Genomic DNA, 19,374 nt, shown 5'->3' on the forward strand with positions numbered 1-19,374 from the left:
GCAACCAGTAATTAAATCACTTCACCGCTCGACAAAGCATATAAAACATCAGCTTAGGAGAAGCCTGACATGATCATCAACAAAACACTACCAACGACCACTTCCTTCACTCGGGGAAACGCTCCATTCCTCCTAAAATACCGAGAATACATATTTCCCACTGAATTGCGCAAGCAGTGTGGAAGCTGTCAGGGAGTTGGCTCAAACCGCCAGCCTCAGCACCACTGTGGTGCTATCCAGTAAAAATAAAAATAGGGGTGCGAAGCAACGAGCCAACCTGCTACGGACGCGTACGAGGCAAGGAGATTCACCTCCGGGCTTCCCGTCGACCGACCTACAGGTCAAGCGCACGGAGGCCGTGCGTGATGTCACCGACAACACGCAAGACGTGAAATAAACGCAACGAAACATAGTCACCAAGCATGAAGCCACTAATTGCCATGGAAGGTGTTTGCAAATCCTATGCCTCCGCAGGGTGGGATCTCGACGTCTTCGATGAAGCCGCTTTGTCGATACAACACGGAGAGCGTTGCGCCATCGTTGGTCCGTCCGGTGCCGGTAAAAGCACGCTCCTTCACCTGCTTGGCCTACTCGATACGCCCGACAAGGGGCGTTTACTGTTTAACGGTTGCGATATTTCAACCACGACAAGCGACCAACGTGCGCAACTGCGCAATCAATGCCTCGGTTTCATCTTCCAGAACTTTCATTTGTTGCCACGTCTGACTGCGCTAGAGAACGTGGCGTTGCCCTTGTTCTATCGAGGCCTTTCACGCGCTGCGGCGCATCAGCGTGCATATGAACAACTCGAACGCGTCGGCCTCGACGAACGCATGCTTCACCGCCCCGCCAGCCTCTCGGGAGGCCAGTGCCAACGCGTCGCCATCGCGCGAGCGCTGGTCGGCGCACCGGCCCTGATCCTAGCCGACGAACCCACCGGCAACCTGGATAGCGCCACCACCGAAGATGTCTTGCATCTTCTCTTGCAATTGAATCGCGAGGAAGGCGTCACGCTGGTTGTCGTGACTCACGATACCGGACTGGCCCAGCGCCTGGACCGCTGCTTTCACGTGCAGAACGGCAAGGTCACGGAGAAACCACACCACTGGGACATGGCCCATGGATAAAGACCGGCAAAGCGCAACCCTGCATTGGGTCTGGCGGGATGCGCTCGATAGCCTGCGATTGCTCGGTCGCCGCGCCTGGTTGGCGTTACTGGGAATCGCCGTTGGCTGCGCGGCGATCATCGCCTTGATCAACATAGGCCACAATGCTGCCGTTGAATCGATCAATGCGTTCAAGGGGCTGGGCACCAACACGCTAGTGGCCTCCTTCAGGCCAGGCCCCGAGAATCTCGCGACCGCCCCCATGACGCTGAATGGCCCGGCTCTGACGGCCACCCTGCCCGAAATCCAACATGCCGCCCCACTCACATTGTATTCGTCCCATCCACACCACGCGGGGACTTCCATGGATGCCGCCATCGTCGGCACCTCGCCGGAGTTACTCCCGATACTGGAATTGCAGGTGACGCAGGGGAGGTTTCTTTCGGATTTCGATCGTGAGTCCACCTATGCCGTCGTAGGGTCGCGCGTTGCCCAGGATTTGGGGTTGATGCCGGGAAACTGGCTGCAAATAGCAGGTTATCTGTTCGAAGTGATCGGCATTATCGCCAGCCAACCGAGAAACCCGCTGTTGCCAGTAACACCGGATGACTCAGTCTTTGTTCCGATAGAAGGGATGCGCCGCCTGCTTTCCGCCCCCCAAATCGGGAATATCGTGGCTCGCGTACACGATAGCGCGCCACTGGCACGAGTCGCCGACGACATGACAACGTACCTGGAACGGACATTCGAAAACCGTGAGGTCGATGTGCAGATTCCCAAGCTGTTAATAGAGGGCATCGCCCACCAGGCCAGTACCTTCACTTACCTGCTGGCGGGCATGGGAGGGATTTCCTTGCTGGTGGGCGGTGTAGGCGTGATGAATGTCATGTTCATGAATGTGATCGAGCGCCGCCGCGAAATCGGTGTGCGATTGGCACTCGGCGCCAGAGCCCGCGATATCCGCAACCTTTTCCTGTTCGAGGCAATCGTGCTTTCCGTCACCGGCGCGCTCCTGGGAGCCGCACTTGGGCTGGGGGCGGCCTATGCATTCGTACGTTTTTCCGGCTGGGCGTTTAATCTCTCTGTGCTCTCGCTCCCTCTCGGCATCCTCTGTTCCTTGGGCGTAGGCCTCTTCTTTGGCCTATACCCCGCCTTGACCGCCTCTCGCCTGCCTCCAGTAAGTGCATTACGCGATGATTAGTCTGTTGCCCAACACGGTCGGCGTTCTTCAGAGGGTGTGCCTACTACTGGTAATCACGGCATCCGCACAGGCAGCGACGTTAAAGCCTTCCCATCCTTCCATGCCAAGCCAAAGTGTGTCATTGAGCGAATATGTCGTCGACTTGACCTTAAGTGATGCCATCTACCTCGGCTTGCGCAACAATCGCAACATTCGCAGCGCTTACCTCGGACGCATCGCCCAGAAGTTCGATTTGCAAGTTACCGAAGACAGCTACAATCCCAAGCTGGTACTCAGCGCCCGCTATCTTAACGCGCGCAATCAGGACGACCGCTATCAGGAAGGCGAAGTCTTCCCCCAGACGATCTGGACAACGGAATACGGTACCCGTATCAGCTTGGCATGGACCAATCAGATGACACTCGCCGATCAGGCTGGTCGCAGCCGCAGCGACGGCATCGACTTGAGCATGACCCAACCCCTGCTTCGCGGGATGGGACGCGATATTGCCACAGCACCGTTGAAACTGGCGCACCTCAGTGAACGGATCAACCGGTTGAATTTGCAGGCTACCGTTGCGGATACCATTACCCAAATCATCACGACGTACCGAGAAATGCTGCGGGCAAAAGAACAGCTACGGATTGCCCGTGAAGCCTTGAAGCGTTCACGCCGCCTGCTGCAAGTGAATCAAGCGCTGATCGAAGCCGGACGGATGGCCGAATTCGAGATCGTACAAACCGAAGCCGACATCGCCAGTCAGGAACTCAGTGTCGAGGAAGCTGCCAATCAGCTCGATGACAGTCAGCTAAGCCTGTTGCAGTTGCTATCACTGGATCTTGATACTCCTATCCGGACACCTGACGATCTCGATGCCAGCCTGACCCATATCGACCTGGCCCGGGCACTCGCCATTGCCCGCACACACCAGCCTGCCTATCTGATCCAGCAGCTTGCCAGCGAACGCGCCGATATCAACCTGGCCGTCGCGCAGAACGAATCGTTGTGGGACGTCTCGTTGATTGGAGGGCTGTCACAGGTTCGCAATCGCTATGCTTCATCCAGCCAGCGTACCTGGTCGAGCTATGTGGGTGTTCAGGTCGATATTCCCGTGGGCGATCCCGGGCAGCGCCAGGCTGAAGTCAATGCCCATGTCGAGATTGAGCAGCAAAAACTCCGTATGGACGACACCCGCCAATCGCTCAAGCGCAATGTCGCCAACGCCGTGCGCAATCTGGAGACACGTTGGCGCCAATATGAGATTGCCCAGCGTGGCCAGGAATTATCACGCCGGGCATTGGAAATCGAACGGGAAAAGCTTCAAGCGGGGCGTTCCAGCAACTTCCAGGTATTGCGTTTCGAATCCGATCTGCGCAACGCCGAGAATGCCCAGTTGGATGCCATGCTCGCTTATCTAAATGCACAAACCGCTCTGGACCAAGTGCTGGGCACTACACTCGCCAGTTGGGATATCGAGCTCAATGATCGGACACCTTAGACACCGCCGACCGGCTCGCCGCGCAATCATTGGCGCGCTGCTTCTTACCCTGCTGATTGGTGCCGGCTTCCTGTTTCTTGACCGGCCTCGTTCCACCGCACGCCCCCTCGCCACAACCTGGGTACCGGTACAACCGGCGCTCTTGGAGAATCAGCTTGGCCTCATCGGGCGCATCGAGGCGGACACCCGGATCACCCTGGCAGCACCGTTCGATGGGCGTATCGAGCAAATCGCCGTCTCCGAGAATCAGCGTGTCGACAAAGGGCAGTTGTTAGCCACCCTGGATACCACGCAACTGGACATTCGCATCCGTGAAGCGCGTGCCGAGCTACTCAAGGCCAGTCGCACACTAGGCGACATGCACAATTGGCTACAGAGTAACGAGGTGATTCGAGCCCGCCGCGCCGTCTCCACTGTCGAAGACAACCTTCAGGATATCCAAACCAAATTGGCGGAAACCCGGCGTTTGTATGAGCGCGGAATCGTCGCGCGAATGGAGGTCGATGCTCTGGAACAGCAACTCAAGTCACAACGGCGCGAACTAGCCACCTCTCGGGATGAATTGCGCACCACACAACGTCAAGGGCAAGGCGACAATCTGCGAATCGCGGAAATGGAAGAGGCCAATGCTCGCACCCACTATGACACCTTGCTGGCCCTGCGCTCCCAACGTGAGCGGCGCGCACCTTTCGACGGGATCGTTTTGCACCCCAGCGCCAACGCTGGCAAGGGGGGACAACTCCCAATCCAGGCCGGTCAGTTCGTGTCCCAAGGCACCCCGCTGTTCGAACTCGCCAGCACTACGCGTCTCCATGCCTACGCCCGGGTCGAAGAAAGTGACTTGGATCAGCTCAGCGTGGACATGCCGGTCCAAATCACTGGTAATGGTTTCAAAGGCATGACGCTTCAAGGTCATATCCAGAGCCTGGGTGTTCAAGCCCTTGATTCAGACTCCTATGGCGGCGGAAGTACCTATGAAGTAACCGTTGCCATCGACCCACTGCCCCCAGAACAGCACGAACATTTACGGCTGGGCATGAGCGCAAGGCTCGCTATCACGACCTACCACCAGGAAAATGGTTTGGCGGTCCCCGCTGAAGCCTTGCACAAAGATGATCAGGGAAGAGACTCCATTATCTACCGCCCAGCCCTGGATACAAGCCCACGACAGGTACCCGTCACGGTCGGCCGCGCCGTTCCCCAAGGCGTCGAGGTGTTCGGGTTGAAGCCAGGATACGTCGAGCTTCCCCCGTAACGTGGATTCGCGCACAACGCAGGGCGCGCGCTGGGGCGATAGCGATTCTGCCGCAGCCTTATACCACGTGACAGAACTGGGCGTTCTCGCCTGCATATCGCCACGTAGATCACCATTGGCACTTGGCGTCAGTGCACCACGTTGCGGATGAAACGCAGCCGACCCGCGCCCTCGTTGCGGTAACGGTGGAACTGATCGCTGGGGTAGACGTGAAAGTCGCCGGCCTCGATCTTCACCTCGCGGTCCGCGAGCTCCAGGGTCAGCGTGCCCTCGATCACCACCAGCATCTCGTGCCAGCCGGTGCCGTCGGCGACGGACTCGTAACTCTCCCCAGGCTCCATCGACCAGGACCACAGCTCGACCTCCTGTCGCGCCGGCTTGCTCGCCAGCAGCCGGGCGTGACTGTCGGGGAAACGCCCCACCCAGGCGACTTCGTCGATGCGCGCCGAGTCCTCACTGCCCGGGGGCTGAACCAGGGCGTAGAACAGCACCCCCAGCGCCTCGGCGAGTCGATCCAGCGTGCTCAGGCTGACATTGACGTCGCCCTTTTCGATATTGACCAGCATCCGCCGACTCACGCCGGCCCGCTCGGCCAACGCCTGCTGGCTCAGCGACGCCCCCTGACGCAGACGCCGTACGTTGGCGGCGACGTGCACCAGGACATCGGGACGCTCGCTAGACTTGTGCACTATATTGCCCATCCGTACAATCGCAATTCTCTTGAATACCGCGTGCGGCCAGCCACTGGCGCTGTCAGACGAGCAGCATGCCGCAGAACAAAGGAGGTGTCATGTCAGTCGCCATGCGCGAATTCGTGGCCAGGGTTTGGCCGGTGGCCATGCTGATCGTGGCGATGTGCTCCATCCAGACCGGGGCATCCATCGCCAAGACCTTGTTTCCGGTCATCGGCGCCACCGGCACGACCTCGATTCGCCTGATTCTCGCCGCGCTGATACTGCTGGTCGTGATGCGGCCCTGGCGCCAGCGGTTCAGCCGCCGCGCCTGGAAGTCGACCGTGATCTATGGCGTCGCCTTGGGCGTCATGAACATGCTGTTCTACCAGGCGCTGCAGACGGTACCGCTGGGGATCGCGGTGGCGCTGGAGTTCACCGGACCGCTAACGGTGGCGATGCTCTCCTCGCGACGCTGGCTGGATCTGCTGTGGGTGGCATTCGCCGTGCTCGGCCTGGCGTGCCTGCTGCTGCTGGGCGATGAGAGCAACGGCGCGGTCGACCCTTACGGCGCGGCCTGTGCGTTGGGCGCCGGGGTCTGCTGGGCGCTGTATATCCTGTTCGGGCAAAAGGCGGGCTCGGTCAATGGCGCCCAGAGCGCCACACTGGGCATCACCATCGCAGCGGTGGTGATCGCGCCCGTCGGCCTGATCGACGTCGGCCCGGCGATTTTCGCGCCGGAGGTCCTCCCGCTGGCACTCGCCGTCGCCGTGCTTTCCACCGCCCTGCCCTACACGCTCGAAATGGTGGCACTGCCGCGCCTGCCGACCCAGACCTTCGGCACGCTGATGAGTCTGGAACCGGCGATCGGCGCGCTCTCCGGCCTGCTGTTCCTGAGCCAGCTCCTGAGTGGCCTGCAGTGGCTGGCCATCGGCCTGATCATCGTCGCCTCGATCGGTACCACGCTGACGGTGCGCCGGCGCGATACCTTCGAGACGCCAGTACCGGACTGAGAGGCCGGGCCGCTTGGGGGCGCTTCCAGGCCCAGCGGCGCCTCATGCCCTACGGCGTGTCGATCGCCCCGAGGCCGGACAGGATCCGATAGGCCGCCTCGACGCGGGCGTCATTGGGATAGTTCTTGTTGGCCAGCATCACCAGCCCCGTCTGTTCGCCGGGAAGCATCACGATGTAGCCGCCAAAGCCGTTGGTGGAGCCGGTCTTGTTGACCCAGACATCATCGCGCGGCGCCTGCGGCGGCACGATCGCCTCGGCTGCGTTGGGCTCGAGAATCATGTCGTAACCGTTGCCGGCACGTAGGGTGTCGAGCGCCACGGGAAGCGGGTACTGCTCCCAGATCAGGGCCTGGGTCATGTCACCGACCCGGTAATGGCCCTGGCGAGTGGCATCGATTGCCTGCTGAAGTTTGGCGTCGACGTCCGCGAGATGCAGGTTGGCCCGCACCAGCCTGGCCAGGTCGGCGGCCGTGGTCTTGAGACCGTAGGCTTCGTCGTCGAGCACGCCGGGCGAGACACGGGTCGGCTGGCCGTTCTTGTCCTCGCCCATGGCGTAATGCGTCATTCGCGCCTCGGGGACGTCGTACCAGGTGTTTCGCATGCCAAGCGGCGCCAGCACCTTGGTACGCATCGTCGGCACGAATTCGCCATCCAGGCTCGCCGCCGTCGTCACGCCGAGTAGCCCGATGCCGAGATTGGAGTAGGTGCGGACTTCGCCAACCGTTTCCGGCGGTTGCCACTGGCGGAACCAGGCCATCAGCGATGCACGGTCGGTGACTTCATCCGGCACGAACAGCGGCAGCCCGCCGGTGGTGTGCGTGCCGAGATTGAGCGCGTCGATCCTGCCGAAGGCGCTGCCTTCGAGCTCAGGCAGGTAACGGCTCACGGGCGCCTCGAGGTCGAGCTCGCCCTCGACGGCGGCCAACGAGGCCAGGGTCGCGGTCAAGGTCTTGCTGAGCGAGCCGATCTCGAACAGGGTGTCGTCGTCGACCGGTGTGCCGGCCTTGCGGTCGGCGACGCCGTAATCGGCGATCGTCGTGCCCTTCGGCCCGACGAGGGCGATCGCCATGCCGGGGATCTGCTGTGCCTCCATCAACGACGCGACGATGGGGTCGAGCACCTCGCGAACCGGCTTGTTCGATGCCTCGTCCTGCGCCTGCGCCACGCCACTTGCCCCCAGTAACGTCAGCGATACACCCAGCAGCCATCCTTTCATTGCGCTCCCTGCTCCCCTATTGATCAGCCAAATTCCGAAGCCAGTATCATGCTGCAAAAAAACGACCGGTGGAACTGATCGGCATACGCCCCCGCCAACCGGCGGCTGTCATCTCACGAACTCACCGCTCCCGGGGGACGTCTCTTCAACTGAGTAATCACGGCGCTGCCCAGCACGCCCACGAAGGCGATAACCAGCGGCAGACTGAACGCGGCACGCCCCATCAGGATCAGCAGCACCGACGACATGACAGGCACGAAATACGTCAGCACGCCCAGCAACGTGGAGGAACTTCTCAACAGGGCGTACCCCCAGGTGATGAACGCCAGCCCATAAGGGCCGATCCCGATGAGTGCTGCTATCCCCCAATCCATGGCCGTCGCGTGCTCGGGAACGGTTTCGAATAGACGGTGCAACCCCCAGGAGGCGGCAGCGGTGCCGGCAAACAAGTATTTGTATTCGCCCCAGGACAAGGCGGCGCGTCCCCGGAGATAGAGGGAAAACATGATCCAGGAGATGCCCGAGGCAATCCCTTGTGCATAGCCCAGTGTCGAGGTCGGTTCTCCCTGACCGTTCGAGAGTACCAGCGGCACCAGTCCCGAAAACGCCACGGCCGCACCGAGCAGGGTACGCATTTGGACGCCACGACCGGCGAGTATATCGGCCACGAGCATGAAGCCGAGCGGCCAGAGGTACGTCACGAGGGTGATCTTGGCCGGGTCGCCCTGGCTCAGCGCCGAAAAGTAGAAATACAGCGCGCCCGTCAGGCCACCGACCCCCATCAGCCAGAACTTTCCGTCGCGCCAGGCGGCCACGCCGGACGACGCACCACGCCATCCCATGAGCAGTGCCATCAGCGCAGCCGCGCCCATGGCGACGGCCGCCGTCAGCATGGGCGGCAGGGTGATCAGATCGCGCAATACCGGCAGGCTGGCCCAGAGCGTGACGGTTAGAAGACCCGCCAATAGCCCGGCGGAAGTACGTTTGCTGGTCATGGCCCGCTCCTGTCGACGACGAATGAACGTTGGGGGGTGAGACGACGCGGGCAGTCTGGGGCCACATGAATTATCATGGAAACGAAGACTTTCGATATTTCGATCATGATTCGTGATGGTGCTGAATGGTCAACTTTCGTCCCCTGGATCTCGTGGTGCTCAACACCTTCGTCATGGTGGTGGACAAGGGCGGATTCACCGCAGCGGCGGACACCCTGCACCTGGCGCAGTCGACGGTCAGCGCGCACATGAAGCGCCTGGAAGACACCTTCGACCAACCCCTGCTGCAACGCGGGCGCAAGACGCCCATTCCCACGCCGGCGGGTGAGCGACTGCTCTCGCACGCACGGCAGATGCTGCGCCAGAACGCGCTCGCTTGGCAGGATGTCAGCGAGCAACGGCTGGATGGCGTGGTACGCCTGGGAATACCCGACGACTACGTGGTCTATCTGCCCGAGGCGCTATCCGAGTTCGAGGCCCAGTATCCGGGAGTCGAATTGCAGGTGGACTGCGGGCTCAGCGTGGATCTGGTACAAAGCGTGCGCGCCGGCAGCCTGGACCTGGCGATCACCACGCGTCAGCCCAAGAGTCCCGGCGGCGAGGTGCTGTGTCAGGAGCCCACGGTGTGGGCCGGCGCCCCCGGACATGACACCCAACGCCGCACACCGCTGCCCCTGGCGGTCTCTACGGATGGGGTTTGCATCTTCAGGGAACGCGCCCTGGCGGCACTCGACGCCGTAGGCATCCCCTGGCGAATCGCCTATACCAGCGCCAGTTTGTCCGGCCTTACGGCCGCGGTACGCGCGGGCTTGGCGATAACGGTGCTCACACCCTCCATGCTGGGCTCGGACCTGAGCATCATCGATAGCGCCGAGGGGCTCCCCGAGCTGCCCATGACCGAAATCGCCCTGCACCGCAGCCCCGGCCGGCCCAACGAGGCGACACGCCAACTCGCTCTGAGCCTGCAAACCCATATCCAGACCCGTTCGGCGGCACTGCCGGGCACCGCCGCCCCAATGCCCTGAGATGACCTCGATGGCGCCCGCCGGACTCACGTTGGTGCCACGTTTTGGCTACACTGCTGGCAAGCCCACCGCCAACCACATGCCGACAACAGGAGTTCGCATGGGGCGTCACCGTTTCGCGTCATCAACGTCTACCCCTTATTCACCGCACCACGCCCTTGGGTGGGCGGTCATGCTACTGGCTCTGCTCGTGCTCGCCGGGTGTTCGTCGAGTCAACGCATCGCGACTCAGGATACCGGCCCCATCGAGGCCCAGAATCTCTCCATCGAGCGAGCCTTGATCCTTGCCAGCGCCAAGCAAGCGCTGGGAACGCCCTACCAATGGGGCGGTACCTCCCTGGAAAGCGGCGTCGATTGCTCCGGGCTGGTGCAAATGAGCTATGCTGCGGCCGGCATTCAGGTGCCGCGCACCTCCAACCAGCAATACCAGGCGCTCGACCAGCGCGAACAGGCACGCCCGGGGGATTTGCTGTTCTTCGGCGCCGGAGATCGCGCCACCCACGTGGGGATTTATCTGGGCGACCGGCGCATGATCCATGCCCCCGGCAGCGGGCGAGAGGTCACGATTTCTTCACTGAATATCCGCTACTGGCGCAAGCACTACCTGGGCGCCGCCGGCCCGGCGCCGTGAGCGTTGCGTGGATAGTGCGCATATTCTTATAACCAAATCGTCATTCGGGGCTTTTTCGTTATTATCGGCGAGTCGCTATAGTGGCGAACCTATCGCTTACCCCCGGAGACTCGCCATGCGACGACTGTGTCACTGGATCGGCGCGCTCGCGCTGACCGCCCTGCTGCCGATTACGGCCCTGGCCCAGAACGACGAAACGACGACGCTCGAGGTCGGCTACATGCCCATCCTGCCGGTCGCGCAATTGTTCGTCATGGAAGGCGCCGGCTGGACCGACGAAGCGGGGCTGAATCTCGAGTTGACGCGCTTTTCAAGCGGCCCCGCCATGGTGCAGGCCCTGGCCTCGGGCGAACTCGACGTGATGAATTTCGGCATCGGTCCGGCCATGGTCGCCCGCGCCAACGGCGTGCCGATCAAGGTGCTCGCCGCCAGCATCCAGGAGCAGATCGGACTGATCGCCCGCGGCGAGCTCGCCAATGCCTTCGAGGGCAATGACCCGGCGGCCGCCATCGCCCAGTTCACCGAGACGCAGGGCCGCAAGCCCAAGATCGCCACCTTCCCCAACGGTTCGGTGCCCTATACCGTGCTGCGCTACTGGCTGGAAGAGCAGGTCGGGGTCGACGCGGACGCCGTGGATATCGTCACCATGGGCGCCTCGCGGGTGCAGCAATCGCTGCTGGCCGGTGCGGTAGACGCCGCCTCGACCCTCGAGCCGATTCTCAGCGTCGTGCAGCAGCGCGATCCCGATGCTCGGGTCGTGGCGCGCGGCAGCGACATGCTGCCCCACCAGCCCGGCGCGGTGCTGGCCGTGCGCGAGGCCGTACTCGAGGCGCACCCCGAGGCTATCCGCAAACTGGTCGCCCTGCATGTCCGCGCCACCGAGATGCTCGAGAACGATCCCGCGCAGGCCGCTCCCTACGTGCGTGAGTTCGTCGGCAAGCGGCTGATCAGTGCCGATACCGTCAAGGCGGCGCTCGCCTCGCCATCGTCCAACTACCTGGCCGATCCGCACGCCATCCTGGATGCCACGCGTACCATGGCCGCCTTCCAGCGCCGCATAGGCACACTGAAGAAGCCCGTGGACGTGGACGCACTCTTCGATACATCGGTCTATGACGCCGTGATGGCGTCGCCGGAGACCGCCGCGCCATGACGCATCCCGTACGCCATCGACGCGCTCTGATCAGCGCGGCCAGCCTCGCCGCGTTGGTGGCACTCTGGGAGATATCGCTGCGCGTGGGCTGGCTACCGGGCAACCTGGTGCCGTTGCCCTCGCAGATTCCCGGCGTCCTGTGGGCGGAAGTGCGCGACGGCATCTGGCTCGATGTCGTGTTGTCGAGTCTCTCCCATTACAGCATCGGCCTGGGAATCGGCTCGGTGCTGGGCATCGGGGTCGGCATGGCCGCGGCGCTGCTGCCTTGGTTCGATGCCGCCCACAGCTGGCTGGCACGCCTGTTGCGGCCGATTCCGCCGCTGGCCTGGATTCCCTTCGCGATCATCTGGTTCGGCGTGACCGAAGCCGCCGCCGCGTTCATCATCAGCATCGGCGTGTTCTGGATCAATTATTTCACCAGCTACAGCGCGGTGCGCGCCATCGACGATGGCTACTACGAAGTCGCCCAGGCCTTCGGTCAGGGCGGCTTCCGCGCACGGCTGGCCAAGATCAGCCTGCCGGCGGCGGCGCCGGGCATCCTCGGGGGACTGCGTGCCGGCCTGGGCCAAGGCTGGATGACGGTGGTCGCCGCCGAGCTGTTCGGCATTCCCGGCATCGGACAGCGCATGATGGAAGCCTCGGGCCTGCTCGCCACCGATGTGGTGGTGGTCTACATGCTGACCATCGCCGCGCTCTACGCCCTGTTCGACTTCCTGTTCATGCGCATTCAGCGGAGGGTTCTACGGTGGCAGCAATGAATGACGCATTCGCGCCCGTGCTGACGGCACGCGGCGTCCGACTGGGCTTTGCCGACGACGTCGTGCTCGATGACATCGATCTCGAAGTGGCCCCGCGCGAATTCGTGGCCATGGTCGGCGCTTCGGGTGTCGGCAAGTCCACCCTGCTGCGCGCCTTCGCCGGGTTGCTGGCGCCGCAGCGTGGCGACGTTCATCTCTCCACCGCCGAGGCGCCGGCCAGTCGCGCCTGGTCGATGGTCTTCCAGGCGCCGCGCTTGTTTCCCTGGCGTCGCGTGCGCGCCAATGTCGAGCTGGGTCTGGAAGGGCTGGGACTATCGCGCGACGAGCGCCGTGCCCGTGCCATGGAACCGCTGTCGCTGGTCGGGCTCGAGGACCTCGCCGAGCGCTGGCCACGCACGCTGTCCGGCGGTCAGCAACAGCGCGTGGGCATCGCCCGCGCACTGGCGGTGCGGCCTCGGGTGTTGTTCATGGACGAGCCGTTCTCCGCACTCGACGCCCTGACCCGCCAGCGCCTGCAGAGCGAACTCACCGAGCTGCGCCAGCGCGGCGACGCGGCGATCGTCTTCGTCACTCACGACATCGAGGAGGCCGTCCTCCTCGCCGACCGCGTCGTGGTACTGGCCAAACCCGACAAAGACACGCCGGCCACAGTGCATGATATCGTCACCATCGACCTGCCGCTCGCTCGGCGCCGCGAGCAGAGCGGCTTTCGCGACCACGTGCAACGCCTGGAGCAGCATATCGGTGTTGCCGTCACCCCCGAGGAGACGACGTCATGAGTGCCTTGCGTGTCGTATTGCATGCGCCGACCGCCGATGGCCTCGCCCGGGCCCGGCGCAATGCGCTCAACCTGGCCAGCGCACGTCCCGACACCGAGATACTGATCGTGGCCAACGGCGGTGCCGTCGCCGCCGCACTGGACACGCCCGATCCGGCCACCGATGGCTGGCTGCGGCTGTGCCGCAATACCCTCGCGGCTCAGTCACTGGACAACCACGGCGGCCTCGCGGAAGTCGAAGCCGCCGTGGTCACGCTCGCCGAGCTGCAGGCACAGGGTTGGGCCTATATCCGCGCTTGATCGTCGTGACGTGGCCTACCCTTGTGTTGGCCGCTTTACATCACCATATGATGAAGAGAGAGGGGCGCGGGAAGCGCCACGCGTGGGCAAATATCCAAGATGCATTTGCTTAGCGAAATCCATTGTTTCCCATGCCCTGGTTCGTGATGCGATGCTCAACGCTTCGCCAATCAGTGATAGGAGGATGCCATGGCACTACAACTCGGCGATATTGCCCCGGATTTCACCCAGGACAGCACCGACGGTACGATCAACTTCCATGAATGGGCCGGCGACAACTGGGTCATCCTGTTCTCGCATCCCAAGGACTTCACGCCGGTATGCACCACCGAGCTCGGCGAGGTATCGCGCCTGAAGCCGGAGTTCGAAAAGCGTAACGCCAAGGCCATCGGGCTCTCCGTCGACCCGCTGGACGATCACAAGGCGTGGGAAGGCGACATCAAGGAAACCCAGGGCCATGGCCTGAACTTTCCGCTGCTGGCGGACGCCGACCGCAAGGTCAGCTCGCTGTATGGAATGATTCACCCCAACGCCAACGACACCCTGACGGTGCGTAGCGTCTTCATCATCGACCCCAGCAAGAAAGTGCGCCTGACGCTGACCTACCCGGCCAGCACCGGTCGCAACTTCGCGGAGATTCTGCGTGTGCTGGACAGCCTTCAGTTGACCGACAGCCAGAAGGTCGCCACGCCGGTGAACTGGACCGATGGCGACGACTGCATCATCGTCCCCTCGGTCGACAACGAGACGGCCAAGGGACTCTTCCCGCAGGGTTGGGACGAGAAGAAGCCGTACCTGCGCATGGTCAAGCTGCAGAAATGACCTGCTGCCCATGATCCGCTTCGTCAGGCGCCATCCGGCGCCATGACCTCATCGCCCGTGGCCTGGACCACGGGCGATTTGTTTCATTCACGCTATGCTGTATGAGACACCCCTTGCCTACGGATAACGCCATGGCGTCGACAATACATATCGTGATACCGATCTACCCTGGCGTCACGCAGCTGGACTTCACCGGACCTCATCAATTCTTCTCGCGTGTGCCCCAGGCCGAGGTCGTGGTCGCCTCCGTCGGCGGTCTGCCGGTGGAGGCCCAGGGACTGACCTTCGCCAACCTGACCGACCTGGACGCTATCGAAGCATGCGACGTGCTGTGCGTACCGGGCGGGCTGGGGTGCCTCGATGCCGCGGAGGATGCACGATTCCTGCACGCCATTCAGCGGCTCGCCGGTACCTCACAGTACCTGACGTCGGTCTGCACCGGCTCATTGATCCTGGGCGCGGCCGGCCTGCTGCAGGAGAGACATGCGGCCTGTCACTGGGCCTGGCGGGACATGCTGCCACTCTTCGGCGCCCTGCCCGATGCAGGACGCATCGTGCGGGACGGCAACCTCATCACGGGCGGAGGCGTCACGGCCGGCATCGACCTGGCGCTGACGGTCATCGCCGAGCTGCTGGGTGACGAAACCGCCCAGGCGGCGCAACTGACACTGGAATATGCACCCGAGCCGCCCTTCGATGCCGGGCGTCCGGAGACCGCACCGGCGTCCGTGCATGCGCATGTGCTCGACGGCATGGCGGACATGCAGGCAGCTCGGTATCGACAGGCCGAACGCATCGCCACGCACCTGACCGTGTGATGCCGAGCGCGAGGCTCTAGACCACGGGCGAGCGACGTTCGGCCGACACACGCCGTGCCCTACGAATCACACGCACCAGGCTCGCTGCTCGATAAGCAACGAACAATAACAAGATCGCTATCTTGAACGAGGTCTTGATCCGCATCGTCGTACCCGGCTCGGCGTCTCATGGGGAGGGAGTACGACGAGTTAATCAGAAGGATGTTAAGGAATGTTGACGACAAAGCAGGCGATGCGGTATCGCCCTGGGCCTGTCAACTAGAGGCATTATCGACATCCCAAGCGCGAACTTGAGCATAACCGACAAGTTTCAATGAAACATCTCTGATGCAAGTCCGCGCCGCGGGCACCGCGACGCGGCCAATCTCACGCCCAGACGGCGTGCGCCTCGGCCTCATGACTCGCGGGCAAGGCACGGAGAGGCTCGGCGTCACGCGACGTGGGCGTCTCCTGCGACGCTTCCATGAGGCGAAAGCGGTGCACCACATTGGCCAGTCGGGACGACTGATTACGCAGCGAGGCCGCCGCGGTCGCGGACTGCTCGACCAAAGCCGCGTTCTGCTGGATCATGCGATCGATGCGCTCCACCGCATGGTTGACCTGCTCGATACCACTGGACTGCTCACCGGCGGCGCTGCTGATCTCGCTGATCGCACCACTGACCCGTTGCACCCCGGCGACGATCTCCTCGATGGTCGTTCCCGTGGCCTCGGCCTGGCTCACGCCGGCAGCCACCGTTTCGCCGCTATCGCGAATCAGCGTCTTGATCTCGTTGGCCGCCGTGGCGGAACGTCCCGCGAGATTGCGTACTTCGCTGGCGACCACGGCGAAACCTCGGCCCTGGCCTCCCGCACGGGCGGCTTCGACCGAGGCGTTCAGGGCCAGCAGGTTGGTCTGAAAGGCGATGTCGTCGATTAGTCCGACGATGTCGCCGATACGCCGTTCCGCTTCGGCGATGGCATGCATGCGCGCGACCACGTCCTTCACCGCTTCACCACCGCGCACGGCCGCCTCGGCGGTATGCGTGGCCAGCTCGTCGGCTCGCTGCGCGGCCTGCGCAGTCTGCTGGATGCTCTCGGTCAACTGGGCGATGGAGGCCACACTCTGCTGCAGGTTGCCCACCGATTGTTCGGTGCGCGTGGCGAGGTCCTGATTGCCCAGGGCGATTTCCTCGCTGGCGATGGCGACGCTGTCGCTGGCGTCGCGCACCTGAGCGACCATGCCGCCGAGGCCCGTCTGCATGGTGCCCAGGGCCTCCTGCAGCTCGCTGATTTCATCACGCCCCTGGCAGGCGATCGGCTGAGTGAGGTCGCCCCCGGCAATGGCGGTCGCGTACTCCTTGGCCTCGCGTACCGGCGCACAGATCGCCCGCATGTTGAGCCAGGTCAGCGGTGCCACGACCAGAATCGTCACCAAGCCGGCGACCAGGAACAACAACAGCGAGCCTTGCGCTACCTCGGCCAGTCGCGCGGCCATCACACCGGCCTGGGTCTCCTGCACGAGCCCTTGATCCAACAGGCCCAGGCTGGCGTCGTACAGGCGGTATATGCCCCACACCCCGGTACCACCTAACACGCCCAGCAACGCCAAAACGACGACGATCGCTCCCACCATGCGAACGCGCACCGAGAAACGGCGCATGAGCGACATCAACATGAGTTCCCTGCCCCTGAATGGTCGAAAATCATCCACCACTGTGACAGCGCACGAATTGCGTACCTTGATGTACGTCAACTACATGAGGATTCGCCGGCACAGAGCCTTCAGGGTCAGGTCGTCGGCCGCGCCTTGATCGCCACCTGCCGTTCATACAAGGCAATGGCGACGCCGCTGCCGATGATCACGGCGGCGCCGACGAACACCCAGACATCCGGCACCTCATCCCACAACCACCAGCCCAAGAGTACGGCCCAGACCATGGCGGTGTAATCGAACGGCGCCGCCAGTGCCGCCGGGGCGTAGCGAAATGCCAGGGTGATGCATGACACCGCGCCCACGCCGAAAATCCCGGAGCCGATAAAGCCCAGCCACGCCAGGCCTTCGGGCATCTTCCAGACGTTGGGCAACAGCAGAGCGCTGACGATCAAGGGCACCAGCGTGGCGTAGAAGACCATCGCCCACAGGCTCTCCTTGCCGCCATAGCGTCGCGCGGTGATCATCATCAGGGCATAGCACACCGCCGCGCCGACGACGATCAACGCCCCCCACTGGAAACCCGCTGCTCCCGGACGCACCACCACCAGAACACCGGCGAAGCCGACCAGCGAGGCGATGAACGGCAAGCGTTCGACACGCTCCTTGAGCAGCGGGCCGGACAGCAGTGTCACGAACAACGGCGCGGCGAAGGCAATGGCCGTGGTTTCCGCCAGCGGCAACAGGGTCAGGCCGGTGACGAAGCAGAACATGGTGCCGGCGAAGATCAACCCACGCATGAGATGCACGCCCGGGCGCCGGGTCTTGAGCTTTTGCCAGCCACCGTTGAAACGTGCCAGCAGCGCGATCAACGGCAGCGAGACCAAGGTGCGGAAGAAGATGATCTGAATCGGATCGTAGGTGGCGCCTAGCCACTTGGAAATCGCATCGCCCAGCGCGAGGCACAACACCCCGGCGCACATGATCAAGATTCCCAGCAGGGACGGCGACATACCCACCTCCATGAAGAAAGGCCACGCGGCGCCTATCGCAATGCGCCCCGCTACGTGTAATGGAAACGGCCCGAAGCATCGGCCCTTGAGCATAGCCGAATCGAGTGCGCACCGCGATGGTGCAAAAAGAGGTATGCCGCATATCGACGCCAAAACGTGCATAATCGGGGACAGGTCCCGTTCATTCACTCGACGTACGCAAGAGAGTCATGACGCTCGATACCACCGCGATCAATCAGCAAATGACGCATTTCAACGATCATGAAGCGATCTGGCTGTTCGGCTATGGTTCGCTGATCTGGAAGGCGGATTTCAATTTTCTGGAGAGTCGGCCTGCGCATATCATCGGCTGGGAACGACGTTTCTGGCAGGGCTCGCACGACCATCGCGGCACACCCGAGGCGCCGGGACGCGTCGCCACGTTGACCGAGTCGCCCGGCGCGGTATGCCATGGCATGGCCTACCGTATCACCCAGGACGTGCTCGGCCCGCTGGATGTACGCGAGAAAAACGGCTACCTGCGCGTGGTCACGCCCTTGCACTTCGACGACACCGAGCGTGCGGAAAGCCACGAAGGTCTGGTCTACCTCGCCAGCGAGGACAATGCCGCCTTTCTGGGGCCGGCGCCGAACGCCGAGATCGCCCGGCAGATCGCCGAATCCCAAGGCCCCAGCGGCCCCAATCGCGATTACCTGCTCAACCTGGCCCACGCCCTGCGCGAGATGGGCCACGACGATCCGCATATCTTCGCCCTGGAGCACGAACTGCTCGCGCTGCCTACTCAGCCGGCATGAGATGGCCCGTTCGGGGTCACACCTCCACCTTGCCACGCAAGGCCTTGGTCCTGCCCTTGCGGGTTTTCTTGTCGACGCGACGTCGCTTCGCGCCCTTGGATGGCTGGGTGGGGCGGCGCGCCTTGTGCTGCTTCACCGCCTCTTGAATCAGTGCTTTCAGGCGCGCGAGCGCCTCTTCCTTGTTGGCTTCGAGCGTGCGGTGCCGCTGTGCCTTGATGATGATCACGCCATCTTTGCTGATACGCTGGTCGGACAACGCCATCAGCCGTTCCTTGTAGAACGGCGGCAGTGTTGACTTGAGGACATCGAAACGCAGGTGGACGGCCGAAGCGACCTTGTTGACGTTCTGACCGCCGGCTCCCTGCGCGCGGATCTGGCTAATCTCGATTTCCCAATCGGCGAGCGTCACCGTATTGGATATCGTCAGCATAACGTGACCTCATGAATGGCGCGCCGCATACAGCGCGTGAATGATGCGCGATAGGCTACATCATTGTCCGCGCCATGAGACCCCAGCGCGATTTACAGGGACGCGTCGTCCTGACGCGGCTTAGCGTTCAGGGTGGAGACGTTTGCCGTATCGTTATGCACGCTGACATGTTGATTGGCTTCGCTTTCCGCCACCAGGGAAAACGGCAGCAGGGCGGAGACGACGATGGTTGCCAACATCGAGAACAGCTTATTGAGCGCTTTCATGATCACTCCTGAATGATGGT

The 19,374-nt window shown here is 62.8% G+C and carries 21 protein-coding genes; 14 read left to right on the plus strand and 7 right to left on the minus strand.

Annotation, left to right across the window (positions count from 1 at the left end):
• Nucleotides 1–422 precede the first annotated feature (422 nt).
• The 4 genes from C8E00_RS10295 to C8E00_RS10310 all read left to right on the plus strand — a co-directional run bounded on the left by C8E00_RS10295 (nucleotide 423) and on the right by C8E00_RS10310 (nucleotide 5,039).
• Nucleotides 423–1,127, plus strand: coding sequence for an ABC transporter ATP-binding protein (locus C8E00_RS10295; protein ID WP_133697417.1), 705 nt, complete (start codon nucleotides 423–425; stop codon nucleotides 1,125–1,127).
• Nucleotides 1,120–2,307: an ABC transporter permease gene (locus tag C8E00_RS10300; RefSeq protein ID WP_133697418.1), complete on the plus strand. Its 1,188-nt coding sequence runs from the start codon at nucleotides 1,120–1,122 to the stop codon at nucleotides 2,305–2,307. Before C8E00_RS10295 ends, C8E00_RS10300 begins: the two co-directional genes overlap by 8 nt.
• Before the next feature lie 121 nt (nucleotides 2,308–2,428).
• Nucleotides 2,429–3,784: a TolC family protein gene (locus C8E00_RS10305; RefSeq protein ID WP_208291911.1), complete on the plus strand. Its 1,356-nt coding sequence runs from the start codon at nucleotides 2,429–2,431 to the stop codon at nucleotides 3,782–3,784.
• Complete coding sequence (locus C8E00_RS10310; RefSeq protein ID WP_133697419.1) at nucleotides 3,768–5,039, plus strand: efflux RND transporter periplasmic adaptor subunit; 1,272 nt, start codon at nucleotides 3,768–3,770, stop codon at nucleotides 5,037–5,039. The genes C8E00_RS10305 and C8E00_RS10310 overlap by 17 nt, the downstream gene beginning before the upstream one ends.
• A gap of 128 nt (nucleotides 5,040–5,167) precedes the next feature.
• Here C8E00_RS10310 and C8E00_RS10315 read toward each other — a convergent pair whose 3' ends face one another.
• Nucleotides 5,168–5,728, minus strand: coding sequence for a helix-turn-helix domain-containing protein (locus C8E00_RS10315; protein ID WP_243833161.1), 561 nt, complete (start codon nucleotides 5,726–5,728; stop codon nucleotides 5,168–5,170).
• A 101-nt stretch (nucleotides 5,729–5,829) separates the two neighbouring features.
• On the opposite strand from C8E00_RS10315, the gene rhtA reads away from it, so the two are divergent.
• Nucleotides 5,830–6,723 (plus strand): threonine/homoserine exporter RhtA, encoded by an 894-nt coding sequence (gene rhtA, locus C8E00_RS10320; RefSeq protein WP_166638298.1) that lies wholly within the window; start codon nucleotides 5,830–5,832, stop codon nucleotides 6,721–6,723.
• A gap of 49 nt (nucleotides 6,724–6,772) precedes the next feature.
• On the opposite strand, the gene ampC is transcribed toward rhtA, so the two are convergent.
• Together ampC and C8E00_RS10330 are read right to left on the minus strand one after the other, a co-directional pair.
• Complete coding sequence (ampC, locus tag C8E00_RS10325; protein ID WP_133697422.1) at nucleotides 6,773–7,939, minus strand: class C beta-lactamase; 1,167 nt, start codon at nucleotides 7,937–7,939, stop codon at nucleotides 6,773–6,775.
• Nucleotides 7,940–8,052: 113 nt separating this feature from the next.
• Nucleotides 8,053–8,934 (minus strand): DMT family transporter, encoded by an 882-nt coding sequence (locus C8E00_RS10330; RefSeq protein ID WP_133697423.1) that lies wholly within the window; start codon nucleotides 8,932–8,934, stop codon nucleotides 8,053–8,055.
• Nucleotides 8,935–9,059: 125 nt separating this feature from the next.
• Here C8E00_RS10330 and C8E00_RS10335 point away from each other — a divergent pair, with 125 nt between their 5' ends.
• The 8 genes from C8E00_RS10335 to C8E00_RS10370 all read left to right on the plus strand — a co-directional run bounded on the left by C8E00_RS10335 (nucleotide 9,060) and on the right by C8E00_RS10370 (nucleotide 15,219).
• Nucleotides 9,060–9,959 carry a LysR substrate-binding domain-containing protein gene (locus C8E00_RS10335; RefSeq protein WP_133697424.1) on the plus strand — a complete coding sequence of 300 codons (900 nt, stop codon included), beginning with the start codon at nucleotides 9,060–9,062 and terminating at the stop codon, nucleotides 9,957–9,959.
• 172 nt (nucleotides 9,960–10,131) lie between these two features.
• Nucleotides 10,132–10,590, plus strand: a complete 459-nt coding sequence (locus C8E00_RS10340; protein WP_243833162.1) for an NlpC/P60 family protein — start codon at nucleotides 10,132–10,134, stop codon at nucleotides 10,588–10,590.
• 115 nt (nucleotides 10,591–10,705) lie between these two features.
• Nucleotides 10,706–11,743: an ABC transporter substrate-binding protein gene (locus tag C8E00_RS10345; RefSeq protein WP_133697426.1), complete on the plus strand. Its 1,038-nt coding sequence runs from the start codon at nucleotides 10,706–10,708 to the stop codon at nucleotides 11,741–11,743.
• On the plus strand, nucleotides 11,740–12,501 hold the full coding sequence (locus tag C8E00_RS10350) for an ABC transporter permease (RefSeq protein ID WP_133697427.1): 762 nt from the start codon (nucleotides 11,740–11,742) through the stop codon (nucleotides 12,499–12,501). Before C8E00_RS10345 ends, C8E00_RS10350 begins: the two co-directional genes overlap by 4 nt.
• Complete coding sequence (locus tag C8E00_RS10355) at nucleotides 12,498–13,280, plus strand: ABC transporter ATP-binding protein (protein WP_133697428.1); 783 nt, start codon at nucleotides 12,498–12,500, stop codon at nucleotides 13,278–13,280. Before C8E00_RS10350 ends, C8E00_RS10355 begins: the two co-directional genes overlap by 4 nt.
• Nucleotides 13,277–13,579, plus strand: a complete 303-nt coding sequence (locus tag C8E00_RS10360) for a hypothetical protein (RefSeq protein WP_133697429.1) — start codon at nucleotides 13,277–13,279, stop codon at nucleotides 13,577–13,579. Before C8E00_RS10355 ends, C8E00_RS10360 begins: the two co-directional genes overlap by 4 nt.
• 189 nt (nucleotides 13,580–13,768) lie before the next feature.
• A complete protein-coding gene (locus C8E00_RS10365) occupies nucleotides 13,769–14,401 on the plus strand; it encodes a peroxiredoxin (RefSeq protein ID WP_133697430.1) in 633 nt (210 codons plus the stop codon).
• A 131-nt stretch (nucleotides 14,402–14,532) separates the two neighbouring features.
• Nucleotides 14,533–15,219: a DJ-1/PfpI family protein gene (locus tag C8E00_RS10370; RefSeq protein WP_133697431.1), complete on the plus strand. Its 687-nt coding sequence runs from the start codon at nucleotides 14,533–14,535 to the stop codon at nucleotides 15,217–15,219.
• A 366-nt stretch (nucleotides 15,220–15,585) separates the two neighbouring features.
• On the opposite strand, the gene C8E00_RS10375 is transcribed toward C8E00_RS10370, so the two are convergent.
• Both C8E00_RS10375 and C8E00_RS10380 read right to left on the minus strand, forming a co-directional pair.
• The gene (locus C8E00_RS10375; protein ID WP_133697432.1) at nucleotides 15,586–16,875 is read right to left on the minus strand and encodes a methyl-accepting chemotaxis protein; all 1,290 of its coding nucleotides are present in this window, start codon (nucleotides 16,873–16,875) and stop codon (nucleotides 15,586–15,588) included.
• A gap of 113 nt (nucleotides 16,876–16,988) precedes the next feature.
• A complete protein-coding gene (locus tag C8E00_RS10380; RefSeq protein WP_133697433.1) occupies nucleotides 16,989–17,864 on the minus strand; it encodes a DMT family transporter in 876 nt (291 codons plus the stop codon).
• 209 nt (nucleotides 17,865–18,073) lie between these two features.
• Here C8E00_RS10380 and C8E00_RS10385 point away from each other — a divergent pair, with 209 nt between their 5' ends.
• The gene (locus tag C8E00_RS10385; protein WP_133697434.1) at nucleotides 18,074–18,658 is read left to right on the plus strand and encodes a gamma-glutamylcyclotransferase; all 585 of its coding nucleotides are present in this window, start codon (nucleotides 18,074–18,076) and stop codon (nucleotides 18,656–18,658) included.
• 16 nt (nucleotides 18,659–18,674) lie between these two features.
• On the opposite strand, the gene arfB is transcribed toward C8E00_RS10385, so the two are convergent.
• Both arfB and C8E00_RS16620 read right to left on the minus strand, forming a co-directional pair.
• On the minus strand, nucleotides 18,675–19,088 hold the full coding sequence (arfB, locus tag C8E00_RS10390; protein ID WP_133697435.1) for an alternative ribosome rescue aminoacyl-tRNA hydrolase ArfB: 414 nt from the start codon (nucleotides 19,086–19,088) through the stop codon (nucleotides 18,675–18,677).
• A 92-nt stretch (nucleotides 19,089–19,180) separates the two neighbouring features.
• A complete protein-coding gene (locus C8E00_RS16620; protein ID WP_166638299.1) occupies nucleotides 19,181–19,354 on the minus strand; it encodes a hypothetical protein in 174 nt (57 codons plus the stop codon).
• Between the last annotated feature and the right edge of the window lie 20 nt (nucleotides 19,355–19,374).

The organism is Chromohalobacter marismortui (genome assembly GCF_004364315.1).
GTDB classification, from domain to species: Bacteria; Pseudomonadota; Gammaproteobacteria; order Pseudomonadales; family Halomonadaceae; genus Chromohalobacter; species Chromohalobacter marismortui.